We start from the raw sequence: 25003 nt of genomic DNA, 5'->3' as shown, positions 1-25003 counted from the left end.
TCCCCCGCCGGAGCCGGTACCGGACGCCATCCGCCCGGAAATGCCGAAACCGGGACGCCCGCCTCTCCCCGCGGAGCCCGGTCCGTTCGGGCGCGGATCCCCATCCGCGCCCCGCGCCGGCCCGATCCCAGAGGGCAGGGCGCGTTGGTCGTCGCTCTTTCGCTACTGGTCGTAGCGTATCTGCCGGACGGGCTCCCCCCGCAAGCCCCAACCGCCCTCCCGGAGCGTGAGCTGCCCCACTTTCCGGCCCGGGGCGGGTATCGGGCAGCGCCGCAGGTCGCTACCGTGGGGCCACCAAGTTACTTCTGAGTAAATTCGCTGAGGAGGCGCGGTGGCCCCCACCACCCGGCAGCCCGCCGAGCAGCCGGACCCACCGGCCGTCACCCCGCCGCCCACCCGCGGCAAGGGCCGCCCCCGCAGCGCCGCCGCCGACCAGGCCATCCTGGACGCCACCCGCGAGGCACTCGCCGAACTCGGCTGGGGCGGACTCACCATGGGCGACGTCGCCCAGCGCGCCGGCGTCGCCAAGACCACCCTCTACCGCCGCTGGCCGTCCAAGAGCGAACTCGTCGTCGACGCCATCGCCAGCCTCTTCGACCAGCTCGAATGCGCCGACCTCGGCAGCCTGCAGGCCGACATCGAGGCCGTGGTCGCCCGGTTCGCCGAACTCCTCAACCGCCCCGAGACCCAGGCCGCCCTGCTCGCCCTGTTCGCCGAGGGCTCCCGCGACCTCCAACTGCGCCGCCGCATCCGGGAACGGATCGTCCAGCCGCAGAAGGTCCTCGTCCAGCTCGGCCGGGCCAACGCCCAGGCCCGCGGCGAGATGGATCCCGACCGGGACCCGGCCAGCGCCGACGAGGAGACCGACATCGTCTTCGACATCATCGCCGGCACCGTCGAACACCGGCTGCTGGTCAGCGGCGAACCCGTCACCGAGGACTGGATCCGCCGCTTCACCACCCTGCTGCTCAACCCCTTCCCGGGGCTGCTGCGTTGACGTCCGCTCAGCCCGGCAGCTCCAGGGACGCCAGCCGCTCCGGGTCGTTCAGCACGTCGATCCGCGCCACCCGGCCGCCCACCACGGTGAACGCCATCACCGACACCGGACGCCCCTCCCGGACCGTCAGCACGCCGTAGGCGCCGTTCACCAGCACCAGCCGCGCGAACGGCGCCAGCTTCCGGAACCCCACCGCGGAGGCGGCGATCGCCGCGCCACCGCGCAGCACCCTGGTCAGCTCCGCCAGCGCGCCGCCGTCCGAACGCAGCACCGCGTCCGGCGCCAACACCCGCACCAGGCCGTCGAAATCACCCTCCCGGGCCGCCGCCAGGAACGCCTCCACGGCGCCGCGCTGGGCCGCCGGGTCGCGGTCCGGCTCCGGCGCCTGCTCCTTCACCTTCTTGCGCGCCCGACTCGCGAGCTGCCGCACCGCCGCCGGGGACTTCTCCAACAGCGCCGCGATCTCCTCGAACGGCACCGCGAACAGGTCGTGCAGCACGAACGCGAGCCGCTCCGACGGGCCCAGCGTCCCCAGCACCACCTGCAACGCCAACCCGACCTGGTCCCCCAGCAGCGCCGCCGCCTCCGGATCGTCCCGCTCCGGCGCGGCCAGCACCGGATCCGGCACCTGGGTGTCCAGCTCCTCCTCCCGCCGCCGCGAGCGGCTGCGCAGCTCGTTCAGGCACACCCGTGACACCACCGTGGTCAGCCAGCCGCCGAGGTTCTCCACCTCTTCCGCATGGCGGTCCAGCCGCAACCACGCCTCCTGCACGGCGTCCTCGGCCTCCCCCAGCGACCCCAGCATCCGGTACGCGACGGCCCGCAACCTGGGCCGGTGCGACTCGAAACGCGCGGCGAGAAGTGCTGCGCCGGCCATCTGCCATATCCCTTCCGCGGATGGGTGCAAAAACAGGGGCGCGTGGGGGTACCTCCCGGCCCGCTAGGGCTGGGGGAGAACTGCGCGACAAGCGCAAGTCACGTCCGCAAGGTCGCGATCGAGTGCAGGTCATTGTCCTGCGTCGCGATCTTGCGGTGGGGTGCCTTCCGCTGCGCGCAGTTCCGCCCCCTCGCTTCGCTGGGGGTACCCCCAGCGCCCCTGTCTGCTCTCTCGCTCAGAACGAGGCGTTCTCGCGGTACGTGCCCCACTCGTCGCGCAGGGCGTGGCAGATCTCGCCGAGGGTGGCTTCGGCGCGGACGGCCTGGAGCATCGGTTCGATCATGTTGGTGCCGGAGCGGGCAGCGTCGAGCATCGCGTCGAGGCCGGCCCGGACGGCGGATTCGTCGCGCTGCGACTTGCGGGCGCCGAGGACGCGGACCTGCTCGCGTTCGACCTCGTGGCTGACGCGGAGAATTTCGAGTTCGGGGGTGACGCTGCGGGGGTGGCAGTTGACGCCGACCACGCGCTTGTCGCCCTTCTCGACGCCCTGCTGGTAGCGGAAGGCGGCCTCGGCGATCTCGCCGGTGAACCAGCCCTCCTCGATGCCGCGCAGGATGCCGGAGGTCATCGGGCCGATCGGGTGCTCGGCGCTGCCCTTGTCCAGGATGCGCTGGAAGATCTCCTCGACCTGCGCCTCGATCTTGTCGGTGAGCGCCTCGACGTACCAGGAGCCGCCGAGCGGGTCGGCGACGTTGGTGACGCCGGTCTCCTCCATGATCACCTGCTGGGTGCGCAGCGCGATCTCGGCGGCCTGCTCGCTGGGGAGAGCGAGGGTCTCGTCGAGGGCGTTGGTGTGCAGCGAGTTGGTGCCGCCGAGGACGGCGGAGAGGGCCTCGACCGCGGTGCGGACCACGTTGTTGTACGGCTGCTGGGCGGTGAGCGAGACGCCGGCGGTCTGGGTGTGGAAGCGCAGCCACTGCGCCTTGTCGGTCTTGGCGCCGAAGTGGTCGCGCATCCAGCGGGCCCAGATCCGGCGGGCCGCGCGGAACTTGGCGATCTCCTCGAAGAAGTCGAGGTGGGCGTCGAAGAAGAACGACAGGCCGGGGGCGAAGACGTCCACGTCGAGGCCGCGGGAGAGGCCGAGTTCGACGTAGGCGAGGCCGTCGGCGAGGGTGTAGGCGAGTTCCTGGGCGGCCGTGGCTCCGGCTTCGCGGATGTGGTAGCCGGAGACGGAGAGCGGCTTGTAGGCGGGGATGCCCTTGGCGCAGTGCTCCATCAGGTCGCCGATCAGGCGCAGGTGGGGCTCGGGGGCGAAGAGCCACTCCTTCTGCGCGATGTACTCCTTGAAGATGTCGGTCTGCAGGGTGCCGTTGAGGACGGCGGGGTCGACGCCCTGGCGTTCGGCGGCGACCAGGTACATGCAGAAGATCGGGACGGCGGGGCCGGAGATGGTCATCGAGGTGGTGACCTCGCCGAGCGGGATGCCGGCGAACAGCACCTCCATGTCGGCGGCGCTGTCGATGGCGACGCCGCAGTGGCCGACCTCGCCGAGCGACTTGGCGTCGTCGGAGTCGTAGCCCATCAGGGTCGGCATGTCGAAGGCGACGGAGAGGCCGCCGCCGCCGGCGTCGAGGATCATCCGGTAGCGCTCGTTGGTCTGCTGCGCGTTGCCGAAGCCGGCGAACTGGCGGATGGTCCAGGCGCGGCCGCGGTAGCCGGTGGGGTGCAGGCCGCGGGTGTAGGGGTATTCGCCGGGCCAGCCGATCCGCTCGAAGCCCTCGACCTCCTGACCGGCGGGCGGGCCGTAGACGGGTTCGACGGTCTCGCCGCTCAGCGTGGTGAAGTCGGCGTCGCGCTTGCGCGCCTTGTCGTACCGCTGCTGCCAGCGCTGCCGGCCGGCTTCGATCTGCTCGGCGTCCATCGGCTCCGACTCCGCTCCGTGCGGCCGCCCCGGTGGGTGGGCGGCACAACTACTTGGATGTCCTACTAATTTACTCGGACGTCCTACTACCTGTCGATGCCCGTCCTCCGAACGGCAGTCCGAAACACGAAAGGGCGCCCCTCCCGGTGTGGGGAGGGGCGCCCGGCAGAGCTGGTGCGCGCGGTGGCGGTCAGGCGGCGGCGGGCTCCGGCGCGGCGATCAGCGGGGCGACCTCGCGGCTGACCTTGCGCTCGACGAAGAACACGGCGGTGGGGATGGTGCCGGCCAGCAGGACCCAGGCGAGCTTGCCGATCGGCCACTTGGCCTTGGTGCCGAGGTCGAAGGCGAGCACCAGGTAGATCACGTACAGCCAGCCGTGCGCGATGCCGACGGCGGTGGTGAAGCCGGCGGCGCCCGACATGTCCAGGGCGTACTTGGCGATCACGCCGATGGTGAGCAGGATCAGGAGGACGCCGGTGATGTAGGCCATGGCACGGTAGCGGGTGAGCACACTCTGCTTCATGCCATCGAGGGTAACCGGCCCTACGGGTGCTCCCGGTCGTGGCCCTGCGGCTGCGGCAGGTCGAAGTCGCCGGCCGCCACCCGCAGCGGGCGGAGCAGTTCGAACACCTCGCGGCAGTCGCCCTCGTCGTAGCCCTCCAGGCCGAACTCGACGGCCATCAGGTCGCGGGTGGCGCGTTCGACGACCTGGCGGCCGCGCTCGGTGATGGCCGCGAGGACGCCGCGGCCGTCGAGCGGGTTGGGGCGGCGGGCGACGAGTCCGGCGCGCTCCAGGCGGTCGACGGTGTTGGTGACGCTGGTGGGGTGCACCATCAGCCGCTCGCCGATCTTGGACAGCGGGAGTTCGCCGGAGCGGCTGAAGGTGAGCAGCACCAGGGCCTCGTAGCGGGCGAAGGTCAGGCCGTAGGGCTTGACCACCGCGTCGACCCGGGCCAGCAGGATCTGGTGGGCGCGCATCACCGAGGTGATCGCCGCCATCGCCGGCACCTTGCCCCAGCGGCGGGTCCAGAGTTCGTCGGCGCGGGCGATCGGGTCGAAGTCGAGAGCGAGGGGCTTGGGCACGACCCCACCGTACCTGTGGTCCGGGGCGCGGGTAGCAGGTGTCCACGATGCTGAACAAGGCCACCAGTTGGCGGGATCACGCCAAACAGACAACCCCCACCGTACTCCCGCAATTAACACCGGATAATCCGTCACTATTCAGTGAAAACACGGGAGTTGGGCCGAGTCCCAGCCCGCACCGCATGGTTCGCGGCGAAACCTCCGATTTCCTGACCGTTCCATTGCCGGGGGTCTGGCGAGAGTTTGCCAATTGTTGCCGGGGTCCTGTTCCGGGATTTGAACGATTGTCATGCTTCTGGCCAGCCCCGTTCGACAAGCCGGCCCCACCCCACCGGCGACGTCGCCAGACCGCACGGAGCTGCACGTCAGCACCCGCCTCCGCCCCAGCAGGCACTACCCCCAGTGCCCCGGAACGTGGTGCGACCGCACATGCGGTTCATCCCGGAAGGAACCCGTACGTGAAGCGAAAGCTCGCTGTCGGAGCCGTTCTCTCTGCCTCTGCCCTGCTGGCCGGTGCGATCCAGGTGAGTGCCGGGATCGCCCAGGCCGCCCCCAACCCGGCCGCGCAGAACGCCCCGGGCCAGCAGCGCGCCGAACTGCTGGCGATGGCCGCCGGGCAGGCCCCCTCCGCCGCCAAGGCCCTCGGCCTCGGCGCCCAGGAGAAGCTGGTGGTCAAGGACGCCATCGTCGACGCCGACGGCACCCGCCACCTCCGCTACGAGCGCACCTTCAACGGGCTGCCCGTGCTCGGCGGCGACCTGGTCGTGCACCAGGACGCCAAGGGCCAGGTCCGTTCCTCCGACAAGGCCGTCTCCGGCAGCCTGGCCCCCGCCTCGCTGAGCCCGAAGCTGACGGCCGCCCAGGCCGCCGGCAAGGCGACCGGCGCGGTGCAGTCCACCGTCGGCATCACCAAGGACGCCGACGAGGCCGCCCTGACCTCGGTCTCCGGCGCCACCGGCAACTCCGAGCTGGTGGTCTGGGCCGCCGACGGCGCCCCGCGCCTGGCCTACCGCACCACCGTCGAGGGCATGCGGGCCGACGGCACCCCGAGCCGCCAGAAGCTGGTCACCGACGCGAACACCGGCGAGATCCTCTCCACCCACGAGGAGATCCAGACCGCCAACGCGACCGGCACCGGCAACGGCGTCTTCGTCGGCAACGTCTCGCTGACCACCACGCTGACCGGCAGCACCTACACGCTGAAGGACGCCACCCGCGGCAACCAGTACACGACCACGCTGGCCGGCAAGACCTCCGGCAGCGGCACCCTGTACTCGAAGACCACCAACTCCTGGGGCAACGGCCTGGCCTCCAACAAGGAGTCCGCGGCGGTGGACGCCCAGTACGGCGCGGCCGTCACCTGGGACTTCTACAAGAACACCTTCGGCCGCAACGGCATCCGCAACGACGGTGTCGGCGCGTACAGCCGGGTCCACTACGGCAGCAACTACGTCAACGCCTTCTGGGACGACAGCTGCTTCTGCATGACCTACGGCGACGGCGCGTCCAACACCCACCCGCTGACCGAACTGGACGTCTCCGGCCACGAGATGAGCCACGGCGTCACCTCCAACACCGCCGGCCTGAACTACTCGGGCGAGTCCGGCGGCCTGAACGAGGCGACCTCCGACATCTTCGGCTCCATGGTGGAGTTCTACGCCAACCTGTCGAAGGACGTGCCGGACTACCTGATCGGCGAGCTGATCAACATCAACGGCAACGGCACGCCGCTGCGCTACATGGACAAGCCCTCCAAGGACGGCGCGTCCGCCGACTACTGGTCCTCCACGGTCGGCAGCAAGGACGTCCACTACTCCTCGGGCGTCGCCAACCACTTCTTCTACCTGCTGGCCGAGGGCAGCGGCGCCAAGACCATCAACGGCGTCAGCTACAACTCGCCCACCTACAACGGCGCCACCGTCACCGGCATCGGCCGGGACCAGGCCTCGCAGATCTGGTACCGGGCGCTGACCGTCTACATGACCTCCACCACCAACTACAAGGCCGCGCGCACCGCGACCCTGAACGCGGCGAAGGACCTGTACGGCGCCACCTCCACCCAGTACAACGCGGTGGCGGCGGCCTGGACCGGCGTCAACGTGAACTGACCCCCACCGGGTAGCACAAAAGCTCGCGGCGGGGGGGGGGGGGGGGGGGGGGGGGGGGGGCGCCCCCCGCCCCCCCCGCGGGGGGCGGGGGGGGGGGGGGGGGGGGGGGGGGCGGGGGCCGCCCGGGCCGGGGCCGGGAGCCACGCCGCGCCCCCCCGGGCGCGCCCAGGGGGGGGGGGGCCGCGGGGCCCCGCCCCGCCCTCGGGGGGCCCCCCCCCCCCCGGCGGCCCCCCCCGGGGGGGGGGGGGGGCCCCCCCCCCCCCCCCCCCCCCCCGCCGCGCACCACGTTGTGGAGTCAGGCAGTGGCCGGCTTCGCCGCGTCCAGCTCGCCGCGCTCCTCCTTGGCGAGCATCCGCTCGGCGAAGAAGCCGCCGGTGGGCAGCACCGACAGCACGAACATCAGCAGCGCGCGCTTCGGCTCCCAGCGGCGGGCCTGGTACGCCTGCACCAGGAAGACCACGTACAGCACGAACAGCACGCCGTGCACCATGCCCATCACCGGCACCGCGTTGAAGCTGGTGGTGCGCTTCAGCACCGAGCAGATCAGCAGCAGGATGAAGGACAGCCCCTCGGGGCCGGAGACCAGGCGCAGGCGGTGGACGGCGGCGATGCTCTTCACGGGGATTCCTCACAGGCACGTCGGGCGGCTGGGTTTGTGAACGGATGCACAAACCAGACCTATTATCACCGACCCGCCGTCGCGGCCGACCCCGGACCCCCTATCCTGCTGTGCTGCGCGCGGCCTGAACAGCAGGCCCGCAGAGCAACGGGGGAAGCACACACCATGCTGAGACGAGACTGGGACCGGCACACCTGTGCCCGGCGCGGCCACATCACCTACGCGCCCGACGAGACCGACCTGCGCGAGCGGCTGCACGCCACCACCGCCCTCGGCACCGCCTGGCGCTGCCTGCGCTGCGGTGACTTCGCGCTCGGCGAGCCGCACGGCTCCGGCCCCGCCGACGAGGCGCCGCTGGTGCCCCGCGGCAAGGCCCTGCGCGACCTGTTCATCCTGCGCTTCCTGGCCGTCGAACGGCTGCTGCGCGGCGTGCTGATCGTGGTCGCCGCCTGGGCGGTGTGGAAGTTCTCCAACAGCCAGGACGCGGTGCGCCGGATCTTCGACGAGAACCTCACCGTCTTCAAGCCGGTCACCGACCACTTCCACTACGACCTCGACCACTCGCCGATCGTCGACACCATCCGCAAGACCTTCGACTACCAGCACAACACCCTGATCTACGTCGCCGCCGCGCTCGTGGTCTACGCGCTGGTCGAGATCGTCGAGGCGTTCGGCCTGTGGTGGGGGCAGCGCTGGGCCGAGTACCTGACCGTGGTCGCCACCGCCGCGTTCCTGCCGCTGGAGGTCTACGAACTCACCGAGCACGTCAGCGTGCTGAAGATCTGCACGCTGCTGCTGAACATCGCCGCGGTGCTCTGGATCATGCTCTCCAAGCGGCTGTTCGGCCTGCGCGGCGGCGTCGTCGCGTTCGAGGCCGAGCGGCACTCCGCCTCGCTGCTGGAGGTCGAGACCTCCGCCGGGGCGCTGCCGCAGGCCGCCTGACGGCGCGTCCGATGTGCCGGTTCCGTACCGGCTCGCCCGGCCCTCTCCCCACACCGGGGCGGGGGCCGCTACATTCCCCAACGTGGCACAGTTCCGACTCCAGGGGTCAAAGGTCCTCGCCGTCGATCTCGCCGGGGACACCGTCAAGGCACGCAACGGCTCGATGGTCGCCTACACCGGGCAGATGGGCTTCAAGAAGCTCACCGGCGGCGGCGACGGCCTGCGCGGCATGGTCACCCGCCGGCTCACCGGCGAGCGCATGGAGGTCATGGAGGTGAAGGGGCAGGGCACCTGCTACTTCGCCGACAAGGCCACCGAGATCAATCTGGTCCGGCTGAACGGCGAGACGCTGTTCGTCGAGTCCGACAACCTGCTCTGCACCGAGGCGTCACTGCGCACCGGCACCTCCTTCACCGGCCTGAACGGGATGGCGAGCGGCAACGGCCTGTTCACCACCAAGGTCGAGGGCCACGGCTGGGCCGCCGTCACCTCGCACGGCCCCGCAGTGATACTCCGGGTCGCCCAGGGCCTGCCGCTGCGGGTCGACCCCGGCGCGTACGTCGCGCACACCGGCAACCTGAACCGCGCCCTCAAGTCCGGCGCCGGCTGGACCACGCTGATCGGCGAGGGCGGCGGCGAGGCCATGCAGGTCGAGTTCACCGGCGACGGGCTGGTCTACGTCCAGCCCTCCGAGCGCCTGACCTTCGGAGGCGACGCCTGATGGCCTTCACCCTGATCAACCACAAGATGGTCTCTGCCCAGGTCTTCCCGGGCCAGCGGATCCTCTCCCAGCGCGGCGCGATGCTCGGCTACACCGGAGAAGTCACCTTCAAGCCCAACCTGATGGGCGGCCAGGGCGGCGTCATGTCGATGATCGGACGCCGGGTGGCCAACGAGGACACCCCACTGATGACCGTCGAGGGCCACGGCACCGTGATGTTCGGCCACGGCGGCCACCACGTGCACGTCGTCGACCTGGCCGGCGACACCATGTACGTCGAGGCCGACCGGCTGCTCGCCTTCGAGGGCAGCCTCCAGCAGTCCACCATGTTCATGGGACAGCAGGGCGGCCTGATGGGCGTGGTCCGCGGCCAGGTCACCGGGCAAGGGCTGTTCACCACCCAGCTCAGCGGCAAGGGCGCGGTCGCCATGCTCGCCCACGGCGGCGTCGTCGAACTCCCCATCTCCCCCGGAGCACCCGTCCACGTCGACCCGCAGGCCTACGTCGCACACCGCGGCCAGGTCACCAACAAGCTCTCCAGCGCGCTCGGTTGGCGCGACATGATCGGCCGCGGCTCCGGCGAGGCCTTCCAGCTCGAACTCTCCGGACACGGCATGGTGTACGTGCAGGCCAGCGAGGTGAAGCTCTGATGTCCTACCCCCCTCCCCCGTCCCACGCCCCGCTGATGCAGCCCCCCGGCGCCGACGGCCCGCAGGTCTGGGACCCGCACTCCCTGCCTGTCAACGACAACGTCAACCCGTACTGCTTCTCGGTGGACCTGAACGGCGCGTACTACCTGCAGAAGGGCAAGATGATCGCCTACTACGGCGAGATGCGCTTCTCCGGGATCGGCCGCGGAGTCCTCGACCGGGTCCTCGAACAGAACTTCAACTCCCCACTGCACGCGTCGGACTGGGTCGTCGCCGAGGGACGCGGCAAGCTGCTGCTCGCCGACCGCGCGTACGACCTCAACTCCTACGACCTGGAGGACGGCAACCTGACCGTCCGCTCCGGCAACCTGCTGGCTTTCGAGCCGACGTTGCGACTCAAGCAGTCGATCATCCCCGGGTTCCTCACCCTGATCGGCACCGGCAAGTTCGTCGCCGCGTCCAACGGCCCCGTGCACTTCGTCGAACCCCCGCTACGGGTCGACCCCGAGGCCCTGGTCGGCTGGGCCGACTGCCCCGCCCCCTGCCACCACTACGACCACAGCTACCTGCACGGCGTCCTCGGCGGCATCCGGCACCTGACCGGGATCGGCGGCGCGAGCGGCGAGGAGCACCAGTTCGAGTTCATCGGGGCCGGGCAGGTGCTGATGCAATCGTCGGAGACGGTGATGGCCGAGAAGCCGGTCGGCGTCGTCGGCGAACAGTCGGCGGTCCCGCACCAGCAACCGACGCAGGCGATTCCGGGGCTCGGGGAGCTCGGCCGGCGATTCGGGCTGTGAGGGATGCAACACCAGGGGCGCGGGGAACTGCGCGCAGCGGAAGGCACCCGACCGCAAGATCGCGACGCAGGGCAATGACTTGCACTTGATCGCGACCTTGCGGACGTGGTGTGCGCTTGTCGCGCAGTTCCCCGCGCCCCTGTCTTCGCGCCCGTCTGCGTTCTTACAGGGCTGTGAACTCGACTGGCAAAGAGACCAGTGCGCGGTGGACCGGGCCCTGGCGCCAGAGGATCTGGTCGGCGGGGACGGCGAGCCGGAGGTCGGTGAGGCGGCTGATGAGGTGTTCGATCGCGGTGACGGCCATCAGGACCGCGGGCTGGCGGGCGGGGCAGCGGTGCGGGCCGGCGCCCCAGGCGAGGTGGGCGTAGGAGCCGCCGAGGGACTCGCTCTCCGAGGGAGGGAGCGCGGCCTGCGCGTTCGCGGAGGCGTAGGAGATCAGCACGGGCTGGTCGGGGGCGATCGGCGTGCCGTGGAAGACGATGTTGCGCCGGGTGTAGTGCGGGGCGAAGTTCGAGAGCGGGGGGTCGGTCCAGAGGACTTCGTTGACCGCGTCGTGCGCGCTGAGCGCGCCGCTGTGCAGGGAACCGGCGTAGCGGTCGTCGGAGAGCATGCGGAGCAGCGCGTTGGCGGTGAGGTTGGCGGTGGGTTCGTGGCCGGCCATCAGGGTGAGGGTGATGTGCCGGACGACCTCGTCGTCGCCGAGCCGCGCGGGGTGGTTGATGAAGGCGGAGATCAGGTCGTGCCGGGGTGCGGTGCGGCGTTCGGCGACCAGGCCGGTGATGACGGCGACCAGGTCCGCGTACGCGGCGGCGGCGCCGGTGGAGGATTCGAAGGAGCCGTTCATCGCGGCGCTGATCCGGTCGAGGTCCTGGTCGGGGATGCCGTACCAGGAGCAGAGGATGAGCAGCGGGAGGCGGTAGGCGTACTGGGCGAGGATGTCGGCCTTGCCGGTGTGCGCGAATTCGGAGATGAGCTGTTCGGCGACGGCGGTGGTGTCGCGTTGCAGCAGGTGGGGTTCGATGATGCCGACGCTGTCGGTGATGACCTGCCGGTAGCGGGCGTGGGTGGCGCCGTCGTTGAACAGTGCGGTGGGGCGCCAGCCGAGCATCGGCATGATCGGGGAGTCGGCGGGCTGGGTGGCCTGCCAGACGCGGGAGTCGCGGGTCCAGGTGTCGGTGTCGCGGAGGACTTCCAGGGCGACGTGGTAGTCGGTGACCAGCCAGGCGTCGATGCCGGGGGCGAGTTCGACGGGCGCGAGCGGGCCGCGGTCGCGCAGCCGGGCGTAGTGGGCGTGCGGCTGGGCGGCGAACTGTGGCCCGTAGAGGGCGGTGCGGGTCATGGGGCGGTCTCCTGCGGGAGGCGGTCCAGGACGTGCTCGGTGAGGGCGATCAGGGCGTCCAGGCAGCCTGCGCGTTCCCGGGCGTCGCATTCGATCAGCGGGGTGGCCGGGTCGAGGTCGAGCGCGGCGCGGATCTTGTCGAGTTCGATCGGTGGGGTGTCGGGGAAGCGGTTGACGGCGACCGCGTAGGGCAGGCCGGCCTCCTCGATGAGGTCCATGGCGTCGAAGGCGTCGGCGAGGCGGCGGGTGTCGGCGAGGATCAGTGCGCCGAGGGCGCCGCGGGCGAGGTCTTCCCAGAGCGGCAGGAAGCGGCGCTGGCCGGGGGTGCCGAACAGGTAGAGGACGAGGTCGCCGCCGGGCAGGGTGAGCCGTCCGAAGTCGACGGCGACGGTGGTGGCGGTCTTGCCGGGGATCCGGGCGGTGTCGTCGACCGGGATGCCCTGGGCTGTCATGGTCTCCTCGGTGTGCAGCGTCGGGATCTCCGACAGCGAGCGCACGAAGGTGGTCTTCCCGACCCCGAACGGCCCGGTGACCATGAGTTTCATCAGGATCGGGTCGGTGGCGGGGAGGTACACGGGGCTGCTGCCCGTGCTACTTGAGGGCGCGAAGTCCACTGAGGAGCCTTTCGGCGAGGTCCCGGTTGACCGGCTGGGCGGAGGGAATCGGCGCGCGCACCTTGAGGGCGCCGCGCTCGGCCAGGTCGGCGACGATGAAGACGGTCGCGCTGACCGGGAGCCGGAGGTGGGCGGCCGCCTCGGCGACGGTCAGCGCGCCGGGGCGGACCAGTTCCCATAACTGGCGGTGTTCGCCGCCGAGTCCGGCGGGGAGGTCGGCGGCGGCGTGCAGGATGCTGAGCCGGTCCAGGCTGTGCTTGCCGGGCGCGAGGTCGCGGCCCTGGGTGGCGAGGTAGGCGGGGACGAGTCGGCGGTGCGGTCCGCTGGGTGTGGTCATGTCCCGCTCGCCTCCCGGGCGGGGCTGGCGAGGGCTCTGGCGAGCGCGGCGACCTGGACCTGCATCTGGTAGGCGATGGTGCCGAGGTCGGCGCCGGGGACGGCGAACACCGCGAGCGAGGAGTTGGCGCCGGCCGGGGTGACGACGGCGTAGCCGAGGTCGGACTCGACCACGGTCTGGGTGAGCCGGACCTGGTCGGCCTCGGTGAAGGCGACGGTGAAGGCGCGGGCGGCGGCGTGCAGCGAGGCGGTCATCGCGGCGACCCGGTCGGCGCTGTCCCGGCCGAGGTCGGCGGAGTGGCCGGTGACCAGGCCGTCCCCGGTGGCGATGACGGCGTTCTGCACGCCGGGCAGGTCGAGCAGCGGGGTGAGGACCCAGGAGAGGTCCTCGGTGTGGCGGCGGAGCTGGGTGGTCACGGGGCTTCGACTCCTTCGGGTGCGGCGGGTCCGTCGGGGCCCGGGTTGTGGTGGACGGCGCTGCGGCCGGCGAGGGTGCCGGACTGCAGGGCCGACCACGCGGATCGGGCCCGGTCTGGGGTGCTGCCCGCCGGGGACGGGAGGGGGGACGGCGCGTCCTGCTGCGGGACGCGCGGGCTGCGGCGCTTGCGGGTGGGCAGCGCGTCGCCCGCGTCGAACACCGGTGTGGTCTGGGTGATCGGGCGGGGGGCGAGCGCGGAGAGCGGGGCGGCCGGGTCGGTCAGGGTGAGCAGGTCGGCGGGCAGTCGCAGGATGGCGCGCACGCCGCCGTACGGGGACGGTTCGACCCGGCAGCCGAAGCCGAACTGTCGGCAGAGCAGGCCGATCACGGCGAAGCCGGCCTGCGGCGGGTCGCCGAGTTCGGTGAGCAGGACCTCGGCCTGGCCGTCCAGCAGGTCGCCGGACCGCTCCAGTTGGTCGGGTTCCATGCCGACGCCCATGTCGTCGACCACCACCAGGGCGCCGGAGCTGCCCTGTTCGATGGAGACCACCACCCGGGTCTCGGGGTGGGAGTAGGCGGTGGCGTTGCCGAGGATCTCGGCGAGCGCGATCGCGACGGGTTCGGCGGCCCGCGCGGCCACCGCGAGGCGGGGTTCGCGCAGGTGGTTGGTGATCTCGATGCGGGCGTAGCCGGCCACCCGGGACTGCGCGCCGACGCAGAGTTCGGCGAGCGGCGAGGCCTCCCGGGTCATGCCGGGCCAGGCGCCGGAGAGCACCGCGAGGGACTGGACCCGGCGCAGCGTCAGTTCGTTGCGGAAGTCGAGCGCCAGCAGTCGCGGGTCGTCGACGCTGAGCTGGATCTCCTCCAGCAGCGAGCGGACCTGGATCAGCAGGGCCTGGATCTTGGACGCGGCGCCGCGCAGCGCGGCCCGGGCGGCGGCGTCGGTGCGGTCGCGTTCGGCGAGCACGGCCCGGACGGCGGCGGTGAGCGCGGTGTCCAGGGCGTGGTGGAGTTCCTCGGTGCCGCCGGTGGTGTCGAGCGGCCCGGGGACGGGCGTCCGGGGGTGGGTGAGCGCGGTGGTGGCGGCGGGCAGCCGCTCGTGCGCGAGGTGGCCGAGTTCGCGCAGAGCGGCGGCGTACCGGGTCTCGGCGACGGTGCGCTGGGCCTCCGCGGTGCGGGCCGAGGTGTCGGCGGCGCGGGCGCGTTCCTCGGCCGCCTCGGCGCGGGCCTCGGCGGCCGAGGCGGCGGCGTCGGCGGCGCGGGCGGTGCTGTCCGCGGCGCGGGCGCGCTGTTCGGCGGTCTCGGTGCGGGCGGTGGCCGCGCGGGCCGAGGTGTCGGCTTCGGTGGCGCGCCGTTCGGCGGCCTGGGTGTCCTGGGCGGCGCGGCGGAGGAGCCAGAGCAGGGGTCCTGCGGCCAGGGCGGCGCCGGCCAGGACGTACAGGATCACGACCATCGGGTCCTCGGGGGGTGTCGTCGGCGCGGGTCGGGGGTCAGGCGGTGCTGGCGGCGGTTTCGGCGCCGCGCTGCCGGGCGAAGCCGGCCATCCGGCCGAAGACCTCCATCATGGCGGGCGGTTCGCTGCCGTCGAGGTGCCGGTATTCGGTGGCGATGGTGATCAGCAGCCGTTCGGGCAGGCCGAGTTCGGGGTAGCGGCGTTCGTCGATGACGGTGCGCGCGGCCTCGCCGGCCGGGATGCCGGCGGCGTGCAGGGCGTGTGCGCGGTCGCGGACGTGGCCGAGGTATTCGGCGTGCGCGCGCAGGTCGTAGCGGGTGAGCAGCGGGCCGTGGCCGGGGACGATGGTCTCGGCGCCGGTGGCGAGGACGCGTTCGACGGCGTCGATGACGTTGCCGAGCGGGCCGGCCCAGTGCACGGGGTGGTCGCCGGGGCGGTCGGCGGTTGAGCCGAACACGATGTCGCCGGTGAACACGGTGGAGCGGGTGGGCAGGTGGACGATCAGGTCGCCGCTGGTGTGGGCCGGCGGGAGGCTGCTGATCTGCACCGGGATGTCGCCGACGCGCAGTTCGAGTTCGCCGGTGAAGACGGTGTCGGGCTGGATCGGCGGGGTGTCGGCCCAGTCGAAGCACCCGAAGTGCTCGTGCAGGTAGGAGCCGGTGTCGGTGGCCGGGTCGAGGCTCTGCAGCAGGGCGTGCTGCTGCTCGGGGCTCGGCTCGTAGGCGATGTGGTGCAGCGCCTCGTGGGTGGTGATGAGTTCGGCGTCGGGCAGGACGCCGGCGCCCCACATGTGGTCGCCGTTGGCGTGGGTGACGACGATCCGGTCGACGGTGACACCCTTGGGCAGGACGCCGCGGGTGCGGTCCAGGAACTGGCCGGCGAGCTTGCGGTCGTACGGGGTGTCGATCCACAGCGCGGTGCGGCCGGAGGCGACCAGGCCGCAGTTGGCCAGGCCCCATCCACGCTGCTCGGGCTGCCAGGCGTACACGCCGTCGGCTATCGAATGGAAGTTCGCGCTCCGCGTCGTCATGGGCGCGATTATGCCTAACATGCCGTCACCGGCCGAGTGCACCCCGGTAATTGAGCATGTTCGTTTCAACCCTGGCCAGGCGGCAGGGCGGTGGTGCGGGTACGTATCAGTCCGCCCGCAGCACACCGTCCTTACACGCTTCCGCCACGGGTGAATTTGTACAACATTGAACAATGTCGGCTATACTCGATCACATGAATACTCCTGTGACCGAAGCGCCGGCGGTCCCCGCCTCCCCCACGGAGGAGGACGCGCCCTGGCTGGACGCGCGTGAGCAGCGGTTCTGGCGCGCCCACCTGGAGGTCGGCAAGCTGCTGGAACACCAGCTGAGCCGGGAACTGCAGGCCCACAACCTCGCCATCAACGACTACGAGATCCTCGTCGTCCTCTCCGAGTCCCCCGAGCGCCGGATGCGGATGACCGACCTGGCCACCTCCACCATGCAGTCCAAGAGCCGCCTCTCCCACCAGATCACCAGGATGGAGACGGCCGGCCTGGTACTGCGCCAGGAATGCCCCGGCGACCGCCGCGGTCTTTACGCACACCTGACCGAGCACGGCTGGGAGACGCTGCGCAAGGTCGCCCCCGACCATGTGCGCAGCGTCCGCGAGCACTTCGTCGACCGGCTCACCGACGAGCAGCTGGACACGATGTACGCCGCCCTCGCCCCGATCGCCGAGCACCTGCGGGCGCTGCGCGGCCGGAGCTGAACAGCCTCGCTCAGCCGGTCAGTTCGGCGACCAGCCGGTCGGCGGCGGTGTACGGGTCGAGCGTGCCGTCGGCGACCTGACCGGCCAGCGCGTCCAGGTGGCGGTCGCCGCGCAGGTCGCCGATCCGGGCCCGCAGCGCGGCCAGCGTGATCGCCTCGACCTCCTGGGCGGCCCGGCGCCGGCGACGGGCCGCCAGCTCACCGGTCTCGGCCAGCCAGCCGTGGTGCTTCTCCAGCGCCTCGACCAGCTCGTCCACGCCCTCGCCGCGGGCGGCCACGGTCTTCACGATCGGCGGCCGCCAGTCCCCGGCCTGCCGGGACTCGCCCAGGCCCAGCATGTGGTTGAGCTCCCGGGCGGTGGCGTCCGCGCCGTCCCGGTCGGCCTTGTTGACCACGAACACGTCGCCGATCTCCAGGATGCCCGCCTTGGCGGCCTGGATCCCGTCGCCCATCCCGGGCGCCAGCAGCACCACCGAGGTGTCGGCCTGCGCGGCGATCTCCACCTCGGACTGGCCGACGCCGACGGTCTCCACCAGGATCACGTCGCAGCCCGCCCCGTCCAGCACCCGCAGCGCCTGCGGGGCGGCCCAGGACAGGCCGCCGAGGTGGCCGCGGGTGGCCATCGAGCGGATGAACACCTCCGGGTCGGTGGCGTGCTCCTGCATCCGCACCCGGTCGCCGAGCAGCGCACCGCCGGAGAACGGCGAGGACGGGTCGACGGCGAGCACCCCGACCCGCTTGCCGAGCTTGCGGTAGGCGGTCACCAGCGCGGACGTCGAGGTGGACTTGCCCACGCCGGGCGAGCCGGTCAGGCCCACCGTGTACGCCCGCCCGCTGTACGGGGCCAGCGCGGCCATCACCTCGCGCAGCTCGGGGGCGGCGTTCTCCACCAGGGTGATCAGCCGGGCCACCGCCCGGGGGCGGCCCTGCCGGGCCTGCTCGACCAGCGTCGCCACATCGGCCATCGGGTTGCTCCTCGCAGCACAAAAGACGGGAGCCCCGTGAAGCGGCAGGCGCCGCCTCACGGGGACTTGAGGATCGGTCAGCCCTGCGCGGGGACCTTGACGATCAGGGCGTCGCCCTGGCCGCCGCCGCCGCACAGCGCGGCCGCGCCGACGCCGCCGCCGCGGCGCTGCAGCTCCAGCGCCAGGTGCAGCACCACGCGGGCGCCGGACATGCCGATCGGGTGGCCGAGCGCGATCGCGCCGCCGTTGACGTTGACGATCTCGTCGCTGACGCCCAGGTCCTTCATCGACTGGTGGGCGACGGCGGCGAACGCCTCGTTGATCTCGATCAGGTCGAGGTCGGCGACCTCCAGGCCCTCCTTGGCGAGGGCGTGCTTGATCGCGTTGGACGGCTGCGACTGCAGCGAGTTGTCCGGGCCCGCGACGTTGCCGTGCGCGCCGATCTCGGCGATCCAGGTCAGGCCCAGCTCCTCGGCCTTGGCCTTGCTCATCACCACGACGGCGGCGGCGCCGTCGGAGATCTGCGAGGAGGTGCCGGCCGTGATCGTGCCGTCTTTGGTGAACGCCGGGCGCAGCTTGGCCAGGCCCTCGACGGTGGTGTCGGCGCGGATGCCCTCGTCCTGGCTGAACAGCACCGGGTCGCCCTTGCGCTGTGGGATCGCGACGGGGACGATCTCGGCCTCGAACACGCCGTCGGCCTGCGCCTTGGCGGCGCGCTGGTGGGAGGCGGCGGCGATGGCGTCCTGCACCTCGCGGCCGATGCCCAGACGGGTGTTGTGCTTCTCGGTGGACTCGCCCATCGGGATGTTCTCGTAGGCGTCGGTCAGGCCGTCGTGGGCCATCGCGTCGAGCATCTCGATGGCGCCGTACTTGAAGCCCTCGCGGGACTTCGGCAGCAGGTGCGGGGCGTTGGTCATCGACTCCTGGCCGCCGGCCACCACGATGTCGAACTCGCCGGCCCGGATCAGCTGGTCGGCCAGTGCGATGGCGTCCAGGCCGGACAGACAGACCTTGTTGATGCTGAGCGCGGGCACGCTCATCGGAATGCCGGCCTTCACGGCGGCCTGGCGGGCGGGCATCTGGCCGACGCCGGCCTGCAGCACCTGGCCCATGATCACGTACTGGACCTGCTCGCCGGAGACACCGGCCCGCTCCAGCGCCGCCTTGATCGCGAAGGCGCCCAGTTCGGCGCCGGAGAAACCCTTGAGCGAGCCGAGCAGGCGGCCCATTGGAGTGCGCGCACCTGCGACGATCACAGAAGTAGTCATGGACGAGCCCCTTCGCGCGTCGGACCAGAGGGTATGGGGATGCGGTCAATGTACTGATCCGTTACCGCCGCGTCACCGCCGCGAGGATGTGATCAGCGCTACTGGCACCTTCCAGTGAACACCGTGCCAGGCCCGGGAAGTTCCACCACGGGAAACTCCGATGTGAGCAGACTCGCAAGGCGTGCTGCTGGCGTGCGGTCGCCGCCATGCGCTGCACTGAGTGCCACCCCTCAACGCCTTCGGAGGCCCCCGTGCTGACCCGCATCGACCACATCGGCATCGCCTGCTTCGACCTGGACCGGACCGTCGAGTTCTACCGCAACACCTACGGCTTCGAGGTGTTCCACTCCGAGGTCAACGAGGAGCAGGGCGTCCGCGAGGCCATGCTGAAGATCAACGACACCGGGGACGGCGGCGCCTCCTACCTGCAGCTGCTGGAACCCACCCGGGACGACTCCACGGTCGCCAAGTGGCTGGCCAAGAACGGTGAGGGCGTGCACCACATCGCCTTCGGGACGGCGGATGTCGACGGGGATGCCGCCGACATCAAGTCCAAGGGCGTGCGGGTGCTGTACGACGAGCCCCGGCGCGGTTCGATGGGCTCGCGGATCACCTTCCTGCACCCCAAGGACTGCGGCGGCGTGCTGACCGAGCTGGTCACCAGTGCGGAGCCGGGCGAGCACTGAACGGGCAGACGGGCTCTGAGCCGTACGACCCCGAACGGGGCCGGCACAGGGCCCGGCCGACGCCCGTACGGAACCTGACGGGGCGGTAACGAACTGGGCGGTAACTTCCGAAAAGGACCTCGCCCCCATTCCCCCCGCCACCGCTCCCACTACAATGCCCAGGTGCGCAGGTACCTCCGGTCCGCGCACCGCAGGGGAGTCCACGACGCGGGCACGGCCGAACGGTCGCCGTTCGGATCTGTCACCATTCTCCAGAGGCAACAGATCGCTCAGGAGTCCACCCGGACGGCGGAGCGATGGCAAGGACCGAGCCGGTCCGGCCCCGGCAAGGCCAGGGGGCGGAACGGAGCGGTCGAGGACGCGACCAGGAGATGGGCGGGACCGCGGAGTGCGGGGCTACGACCGCGTTGAAGATCACCTCTCCAAGTTCGAGGCCGAGCTGGAGAAGGCCCGCAAGGAGCGGGACAAGACGATCGAGCACGCCGACGACCTCGCCTACCAGGTCGAAGTGCTCCGGGCCAAGCTCCACGAGGCCCGCCGGCAGCTCGCCCAGCCGCGTGCCTTCGACTCCGTCTCCGGCCAGGCCGAACAACTCCTGCGCAACGCCGAGATGCAGGCCGAGGCGCTGCGCGCGGACGCCGAACGCCAGCTCCGCGAATCCCAGGCCGCGACCCAGCGGATGATGGCCGAGGCCGCCGAACGCACCTCCCAGCTGGAGGCCGAGTTCAACGCCCGGCGCCGCCGGCTGGAGGAGGAACTCGCCGAGTTCCGGGCCGCCGCCGAACGCCACGTCAACGAAAACGTCAACTGGGCGGAGCAGACCCGCGCCGGTACCGAGCAGGAGGCCCAGCGCCTGCTCCAGGAGGCCCGCGCCGAGGCCGACCGGATGATGGCCGCCGTCCGCGCCGAGGCCGCCGCCCTCGCCGACCAGGCCCGCGCGCAGACCGCCGCCGACGTCGACGCCGCCCGCGGCGAGGCCCAGGCCCGCGCCGAAGCCGCCCTGATGCGCGCCCAGTCCGACGCCGAACGCCTGCTGCGCGCCGCCTCCGAGCAGGCCCAGCAGACCGGCGCCCAGGCCGAAGAACAACGCGTCGCCGCCGCCACCGCCGCCCAGCAGCAGCTGGCCGAGGCGCACGCCGCCGCCAAACAGAAGCTCGCCGCCGCCGAAGCCGAGATCACCGCCCTCAAGCGGCAGGCCCTCGCCGACCAGGAGCGCGCCGAAGCCGCCCTGGTCGGCGCCCAGACCGAGATAGAGCGGCTGCGCGCCGAGGCCCTCGCCGAGGCCGAACGGGCCCGCACCGAGGCCGCCCGGATGCGCGAGGAGGCCCTCGCCGCCGCCGAACGCCTGCAGGCCGAAGCCGCCGCCGAAGCCGAACGCAAGGTCGCCGACGGCGACGCCGCCAGCGAACAGCGCTCGCAGACCGCCAAGGCCGAGATCGCCAAGATGGTGGCCGCCGCCACCCGCGAAGCCGTACTGATCAAGGCCGCCGCCTCCACCGCCCAGGCCGAGGCCGACGCCGCCAAGGCCGCCGCCTCCGAGGAGAGCGAACGCCTGCGCGGCGCCGCCGAGTCCGTCGCCAACGAGCTGCGCGCCGACGCCGAGAAGGAGATCGCCGAGCACTGGGCCACCGCCGAGCGCAACGCCTCCGAACTGCGCGAACAGGCCGCCGCCGAAGCCGAACGCCTGCACGCCGAAGCCGCCGAGTCCGGCCGCGCCGAGGGCGCCAAGGACGCCGCGCTGCGCCTGGCCCAGGCCGCCGAGCAGGCCGAGGAGGTGCTCGCCCGCGCGAACACCGCCGCCGAGGACACCCGCAGCGAGGCCGCCACCGAGGCCGAACGGCTGGTCCAGCACGCCAAGTCCGAGGCCACGACACTGCTGGAGCAGGCCCGCGAGGCCGTCGAGCAGGCGCAGAACGCCGCCATGGAGGACGCCGCCTCCATCCGCGAGCAGCTGGAACGGATGCAGGCCGACGCGGCCAAGGCCCGCGAGCAGGCCGAGGAACACCGCTCCGCCTCCGAGGCCGAGGCCGGCCGGGTCCGCGCCGAGGCCCGCCGGCAGGCCGCCGTCCAGATCGAGGAGTCCGCCAAGCAGGCCGAGGAACTGCTGACCGGCGCCAAGACCGACGCGGACGCGCTGCGCGCCGGCGCCGCCGCCGAGGTCGAACGGCTGCGCACCGAGACCCGCGAACAGGCCGCCGCCATCCAGGGCCGCGCCGAGCAGACCCTCACCCGGGCCCGCGCCGAGGCCGAGAAGCTCACCACCACCGCCGCGCAGGCCCGCGACGAACTGCTCGCCGCCGCGAACACCGCCGCCGAGGAGCAGCGGGCCACCGCCGAACGCGACGCCGCCCGGACCCGCGAGCAGGCCGAGGCCGCCGCCCAGACCGTCCGCGCCGAGGCCGACGCCATCGCCGAAGCCACCCGCGCCGACGCCGCCCAGTGGGCCGAGCAGCACCGCGAGCAGGCCGAGGAGGCCGGCCGGGCCGTCCGCGCCGCCGCCGAGGACGCCGCCCGCACCCTCGCCGAACAGGCCGAGGCCGCCGCCCAGGCGCTCCGCGACGAGGCCACCGCCGCCCGCGAGGCAGCTCGCGCCGACCTGGAGAGCGAGCAGGCGCAGACCGCCGAGAAGCTGGCCGAGGCCACCGCGATCCGCGAGGCCGCCGACGGTGAGGCCGCCGCCGTCCGCAAGGCCGCCGCCCAGGACGCCCAGCGGGTCCGTGCCGAAGCCGACCAGCAGCTCGCCGCCGCCCGCGGCGAGGCCGAGACGCTGGCCGCCGAAGCCGCCGCCGACCGGTCCGAGGCCGCGCAGTTGCGCGCCGACGCCGAGACCTACGACAGCGAGCTGCGCGCCACGGCCGAGCAGGAGACGGCCGAACTCCGCGCCGTCGCCGACCGGGAGACCGCCGAGCTGCGCGCCGTCGCCGAGCGCGAGGTGGCGGAGCTCCGGGCCGTGGCGGACCGCGAGACCACCGAACTCCGCGAAGCCGCAACCGCGTTCGACCAGGAGCTGCGCGAGAGCGCCGCCACCTACGACCGCGAGCTGCGCGCCACCACCGACCGCGAGACCGCCGAACTCCGCGCCGACGCCGAACAGGACGCCGCCCAGCTCCGCGCCGTCGCCGAACGCGAGACCGCCGAACTCCGCGCCGACGCCGAACAGGACGCCGCCGAGCTGCGCGCCGTCGCCGAGCGCGAGGTGGCCGAACTCCGCGCCGTCGCCGAACGCGAGACCACCGAACTCCGCGAAGCCGCAACCGCGTTCGACCAGGAGCTGCGCGAGAGCGCCGCCACCTACGACCGCGAGCTGCGCGCCACCACCGACCGCGAGACCGCCGAACTCCGCGCCGACGCCGAACAGGACGCCGCCCAGCTCCGCGCCGTCGCCGAACGCGAGACCGCCGAACTCCGGGCGAGCGCCGAACGCGCCGCCGAGGAGCTGCGGGCGCAGGCCGAGGCACAGGCCGCCGAGCTGGTCGCGCAGGCCGAGCAGGAGGCCGCCGAGGTCCGGCAGTCGGTGGCGGGCATGCACGAGGCCGCGACCAAGCAGATCACCGAGAAGCGGGCCGCCGCCGAGCAGGAGGTCGCCGAACTCCGCGCCGTCGCCGAACGCGAGACCACCGAGCTGCGTGCCCTCACCGACCTCGAGACCACCGAGCTCCGCGAGACCGCCGCGCGCGACGCGGCCGAGCTCCGGGCCGTCGCGGAGCAGGAGACGTCCGAGCTGCGCGCCGTCGCCGACCGCGAGGTGGCCGAACTCCGCGCCGTCGCCGAACGCGAGACCACCGAACTCCGCGAAGCCGCAACCGCGTTCGACCAGGAGCTGCGCGAGAGCGCCGCCACCTACGACCGCGAACTGCGCGCCGCCGCCGAGCGGGACGTCGCCGAACTCCGCGCCGCCGCCGAGCAGGAGGTGGCCGAACTCCGTGCCGTCGCCGAGCGCGAGACCGCCGAGCTGCGCGCCCTCACCGACCTCGAGACCACCGAGCTCCGCGAGGCCACCGCGCAGAAGATCGCCGAGCTGCGAGCCACCACCGACCGCGAGATCGCCGAACTGAGCACCTCGGCGGCCGAGTTCGCCGAGCAGCAGCGGGCCGCCGCGGAGGCCGCGGCCCAGCGCACCCTCGCCGAGGCGGACGAGCTGGCGGCCGCGGCCCTGATGGACGCCGAGGAGCGGGCGACGGCGACGCGCACGGAGGCCGAGGAGTACGCGCTGGCGACCCGCACCCTGGCGGAGGAGTTCGACGCGGACACCCGGGCCCGCGCGGAGGCCTTCGACGCGGAGCTGCGCAAGTCCGCGGAGTCGTACGACAAGTCGACCCGCGATCAGGCCAGGTCGGTGCTGAAGAAGGCGTTCACGGACGCCGAGCAGCTCGCCGAGCAGGCCCAGGCGGAGGCGCTGGCGGCGGCCGCGGCGGCCGAGGAGCAGGCCGACGCGCTGGTCACGGCGGCCCGCAAGGAGGCCGAGCGGCTGGTCGCGACCGCCGAGGCGCAGGGCCGGGCCGAGGTCGAGAAGGCCCGTTCGGACGCGGACGCGATGCTGAAGGAGGCCCGCCGGGACTCCACCGCGATCCGGAACCGGGCGGAGGAGCTGCGCGAGCGCACCGATTCCGAGATCGAGGCACTGCACGAGCGGGCCCGCAAGGAGAACGCGCAGGCGATGAAGTCCGCCGGCGAGCGGGTGGACGCGCTGGTGACGGCGGCCCAGGAGCAGCTGACCGAGGCCGAGGAGCAGGCGCAGGCCCAGGTCGCGGAGGCCGAGGAGCGGGCGGCGGAGCTGATCGCCGCGGCCGAGACGCGGGCGTCCGACCTGACGTCGGAGGCGTCGGCGGAGGCCGGCCGGGTGCGGATCTCGGCGGTGCGCAAGGCCGAGGGTCTGCTGAAGGAGGCGGAGAACAAGCTCGCCGACTCCACCACCCGGGCCGAGGCGCTGATCATCAAGGCCGAGGCCAAGCTGAAGGCCGCCGAGATGGAGTCCGAGGAGAAGCTGGAGGCGGCTGCCGACGCGGCAGCGTCCCGGCTCAAGCGCGCCGACGACGAGTCGGAGAAGCGGCTCCGGCGGGCCGGCTCGGATGCCGAGGAGCAGCTGCGGCTGGCCGCCGAGGAGGCGGAGCGGCTGCTCGCCGAGGCAAAGGCCGAGGCGAAGCGCGTGACCGACGAGGGCCAGCGGGAGTTGGACGAGTTGGTGCGCCGCCGGAAGGACATCAACACCGAGATCTCTCGGGTCCAGGACGTGCTGTCGGCGTTGGAGGCGTTCGAGGCGCCCGCGCCGGTGGTCCACAGCAACGGGGGCAACAAGAAGGACGGAGGACCCAAGGCCGGTGCCGGGGTGGGCTCTCCGCGATCGGGAGGCAATCGCTCCGGGGGCGCGCCACCCGATTGAGCGGACATTGTCCGCGAACCAACGGCGTTTCGTCGTTGACACTCCGGTACCGTGTCAGGATTCCCTCAACCATCTCAGCGGTTTGACGAC

22 protein-coding genes are annotated in these 25003 nt (G+C 72.4%); 9 read left to right on the top strand and 13 right to left on the bottom strand.

All coding sequences use genetic code 11. From position 1 onward, the window contains the following. The first annotated feature begins 331 nt into the window (after positions 1–331). Complete coding sequence (locus ACGFWJ_RS18855) at positions 332–997, top strand: TetR/AcrR family transcriptional regulator (protein ID WP_387637187.1); 666 nt, start codon at positions 332–334, stop codon at positions 995–997. A 7-nt stretch (positions 998–1004) separates the two neighbouring features. Here ACGFWJ_RS18855 and ACGFWJ_RS18850 read toward each other — a convergent pair whose 3' ends face one another. The 4 genes from ACGFWJ_RS18850 to ACGFWJ_RS18835 form a co-directional block, all read right to left on the bottom strand. Then, the gene (locus tag ACGFWJ_RS18850) at positions 1005–1874 is read right to left on the bottom strand and encodes a sigma-70 family RNA polymerase sigma factor (RefSeq protein WP_392950774.1); all 870 of its coding nucleotides are present in this window, start codon (positions 1872–1874) and stop codon (positions 1005–1007) included. 235 nt (positions 1875–2109) lie between these two features. Beyond that, a complete protein-coding gene (locus ACGFWJ_RS18845) occupies positions 2110–3795 on the bottom strand; it encodes a methylmalonyl-CoA mutase (protein ID WP_387637192.1) in 1686 nt (561 codons plus the stop codon). Between the two features lie 190 nt (positions 3796–3985). Further along, complete coding sequence (locus ACGFWJ_RS18840) at positions 3986–4318, bottom strand: DUF3817 domain-containing protein (protein ID WP_392950771.1); 333 nt, start codon at positions 4316–4318, stop codon at positions 3986–3988. Between the two features lie 20 nt (positions 4319–4338). Then, a complete protein-coding gene (locus tag ACGFWJ_RS18835) occupies positions 4339–4878 on the bottom strand; it encodes a MarR family winged helix-turn-helix transcriptional regulator (protein WP_392950769.1) in 540 nt (179 codons plus the stop codon). A gap of 458 nt (positions 4879–5336) precedes the next feature. On the opposite strand from ACGFWJ_RS18835, the gene ACGFWJ_RS18830 reads away from it, so the two are divergent. Next, positions 5337–6986 carry a M4 family metallopeptidase gene (locus tag ACGFWJ_RS18830; protein WP_392950766.1) on the top strand — a complete coding sequence of 550 codons (1650 nt, stop codon included), beginning with the start codon at positions 5337–5339 and terminating at the stop codon, positions 6984–6986. A gap of 295 nt (positions 6987–7281) precedes the next feature. Here ACGFWJ_RS18830 and ACGFWJ_RS18825 read toward each other — a convergent pair whose 3' ends face one another. After that, complete coding sequence (locus ACGFWJ_RS18825) at positions 7282–7611, bottom strand: DUF3817 domain-containing protein (RefSeq protein ID WP_387638829.1); 330 nt, start codon at positions 7609–7611, stop codon at positions 7282–7284. Positions 7612–7773: 162 nt separating this feature from the next. On the opposite strand from ACGFWJ_RS18825, the gene ACGFWJ_RS18820 reads away from it, so the two are divergent. The 4 genes from ACGFWJ_RS18820 to ACGFWJ_RS18805 all read left to right on the top strand — a co-directional run bounded on the left by ACGFWJ_RS18820 (position 7774) and on the right by ACGFWJ_RS18805 (position 10715). Next, on the top strand, positions 7774–8547 hold the full coding sequence (locus tag ACGFWJ_RS18820; RefSeq protein ID WP_392950973.1) for a DUF2127 domain-containing protein: 774 nt from the start codon (positions 7774–7776) through the stop codon (positions 8545–8547). Between the two features lie 82 nt (positions 8548–8629). Beyond that, positions 8630–9268, top strand: coding sequence for an AIM24 family protein (locus tag ACGFWJ_RS18815; protein WP_387637201.1), 639 nt, complete (start codon positions 8630–8632; stop codon positions 9266–9268). Then, positions 9268–9918 carry an AIM24 family protein gene (locus tag ACGFWJ_RS18810; protein ID WP_392950763.1) on the top strand — a complete coding sequence of 217 codons (651 nt, stop codon included), beginning with the start codon at positions 9268–9270 and terminating at the stop codon, positions 9916–9918. The genes ACGFWJ_RS18815 and ACGFWJ_RS18810 overlap by 1 nt, the downstream gene beginning before the upstream one ends. Next, complete coding sequence (locus tag ACGFWJ_RS18805; protein WP_392950761.1) at positions 9918–10715, top strand: AIM24 family protein; 798 nt, start codon at positions 9918–9920, stop codon at positions 10713–10715. Before ACGFWJ_RS18810 ends, ACGFWJ_RS18805 begins: the two co-directional genes overlap by 1 nt. A gap of 163 nt (positions 10716–10878) precedes the next feature. Here ACGFWJ_RS18805 and ACGFWJ_RS18800 read toward each other — a convergent pair whose 3' ends face one another. Genes ACGFWJ_RS18800 through ACGFWJ_RS18775 form a run of 6 tightly spaced genes read right to left on the bottom strand, consistent with a single transcriptional unit; the run spans position 10879 to position 15905 of the window. Then, positions 10879–12054, bottom strand: coding sequence for a cytochrome P450 (locus ACGFWJ_RS18800; protein ID WP_392950758.1), 1176 nt, complete (start codon positions 12052–12054; stop codon positions 10879–10881). Continuing rightward, complete coding sequence (locus ACGFWJ_RS18795) at positions 12051–12668, bottom strand: ATP/GTP-binding protein (RefSeq protein WP_380482162.1); 618 nt, start codon at positions 12666–12668, stop codon at positions 12051–12053. Before ACGFWJ_RS18795 ends, ACGFWJ_RS18800 begins: the two co-directional genes overlap by 4 nt. After that, on the bottom strand, positions 12646–13005 hold the full coding sequence (locus tag ACGFWJ_RS18790; RefSeq protein WP_387637210.1) for a DUF742 domain-containing protein: 360 nt from the start codon (positions 13003–13005) through the stop codon (positions 12646–12648). Before ACGFWJ_RS18790 ends, ACGFWJ_RS18795 begins: the two co-directional genes overlap by 23 nt. Next, the gene (locus ACGFWJ_RS18785) at positions 13002–13421 is read right to left on the bottom strand and encodes a roadblock/LC7 domain-containing protein (protein ID WP_387637212.1); all 420 of its coding nucleotides are present in this window, start codon (positions 13419–13421) and stop codon (positions 13002–13004) included. The genes ACGFWJ_RS18790 and ACGFWJ_RS18785 overlap by 4 nt, the downstream gene beginning before the upstream one ends. Further along, the gene (locus ACGFWJ_RS18780) at positions 13418–14869 is read right to left on the bottom strand and encodes an ATP-binding protein (RefSeq protein WP_392950753.1); all 1452 of its coding nucleotides are present in this window, start codon (positions 14867–14869) and stop codon (positions 13418–13420) included. The genes ACGFWJ_RS18785 and ACGFWJ_RS18780 overlap by 4 nt, the downstream gene beginning before the upstream one ends. A gap of 43 nt (positions 14870–14912) precedes the next feature. After that, the gene (locus ACGFWJ_RS18775) at positions 14913–15905 is read right to left on the bottom strand and encodes an MBL fold metallo-hydrolase (protein ID WP_387637217.1); all 993 of its coding nucleotides are present in this window, start codon (positions 15903–15905) and stop codon (positions 14913–14915) included. Between the two features lie 194 nt (positions 15906–16099). Here ACGFWJ_RS18775 and ACGFWJ_RS18770 point away from each other — a divergent pair, with 194 nt between their 5' ends. Beyond that, positions 16100–16615: a MarR family winged helix-turn-helix transcriptional regulator gene (locus tag ACGFWJ_RS18770; RefSeq protein WP_392950750.1), complete on the top strand. Its 516-nt coding sequence runs from the start codon at positions 16100–16102 to the stop codon at positions 16613–16615. A 10-nt stretch (positions 16616–16625) separates the two neighbouring features. Here ACGFWJ_RS18770 and meaB read toward each other — a convergent pair whose 3' ends face one another. Both meaB and ACGFWJ_RS18760 read right to left on the bottom strand, forming a co-directional pair. After that, on the bottom strand, positions 16626–17579 hold the full coding sequence (gene meaB, locus ACGFWJ_RS18765; RefSeq protein ID WP_392950748.1) for a methylmalonyl Co-A mutase-associated GTPase MeaB: 954 nt from the start codon (positions 17577–17579) through the stop codon (positions 16626–16628). 77 nt (positions 17580–17656) lie between these two features. Further along, positions 17657–18847: an acetyl-CoA C-acetyltransferase gene (locus ACGFWJ_RS18760; RefSeq protein ID WP_392950746.1), complete on the bottom strand. Its 1191-nt coding sequence runs from the start codon at positions 18845–18847 to the stop codon at positions 17657–17659. A 251-nt stretch (positions 18848–19098) separates the two neighbouring features. On the opposite strand from ACGFWJ_RS18760, the gene mce reads away from it, so the two are divergent. Continuing rightward, complete coding sequence (gene mce / locus ACGFWJ_RS18755) at positions 19099–19533, top strand: methylmalonyl-CoA epimerase (RefSeq protein ID WP_392950743.1); 435 nt, start codon at positions 19099–19101, stop codon at positions 19531–19533. Positions 19534–19921: 388 nt separating this feature from the next. Next, entirely contained in the window at positions 19922–24913 is a 4992-nt protein-coding gene (locus ACGFWJ_RS18750; protein WP_392950741.1) for a hypothetical protein, read from the top strand. Positions 24914–25003: the final 90 nt, after the last annotated feature.

It is taken from the genome of Kitasatospora sp. NPDC048407, from assembly GCF_043200475.1.
GTDB lineage: Bacteria > Actinomycetota > Actinomycetes > Streptomycetales > Streptomycetaceae > Kitasatospora.
The sequence above is the reverse complement of the archived record's forward strand: the minus strand, read 5'-3'. Positions and strand labels throughout refer to the sequence as shown.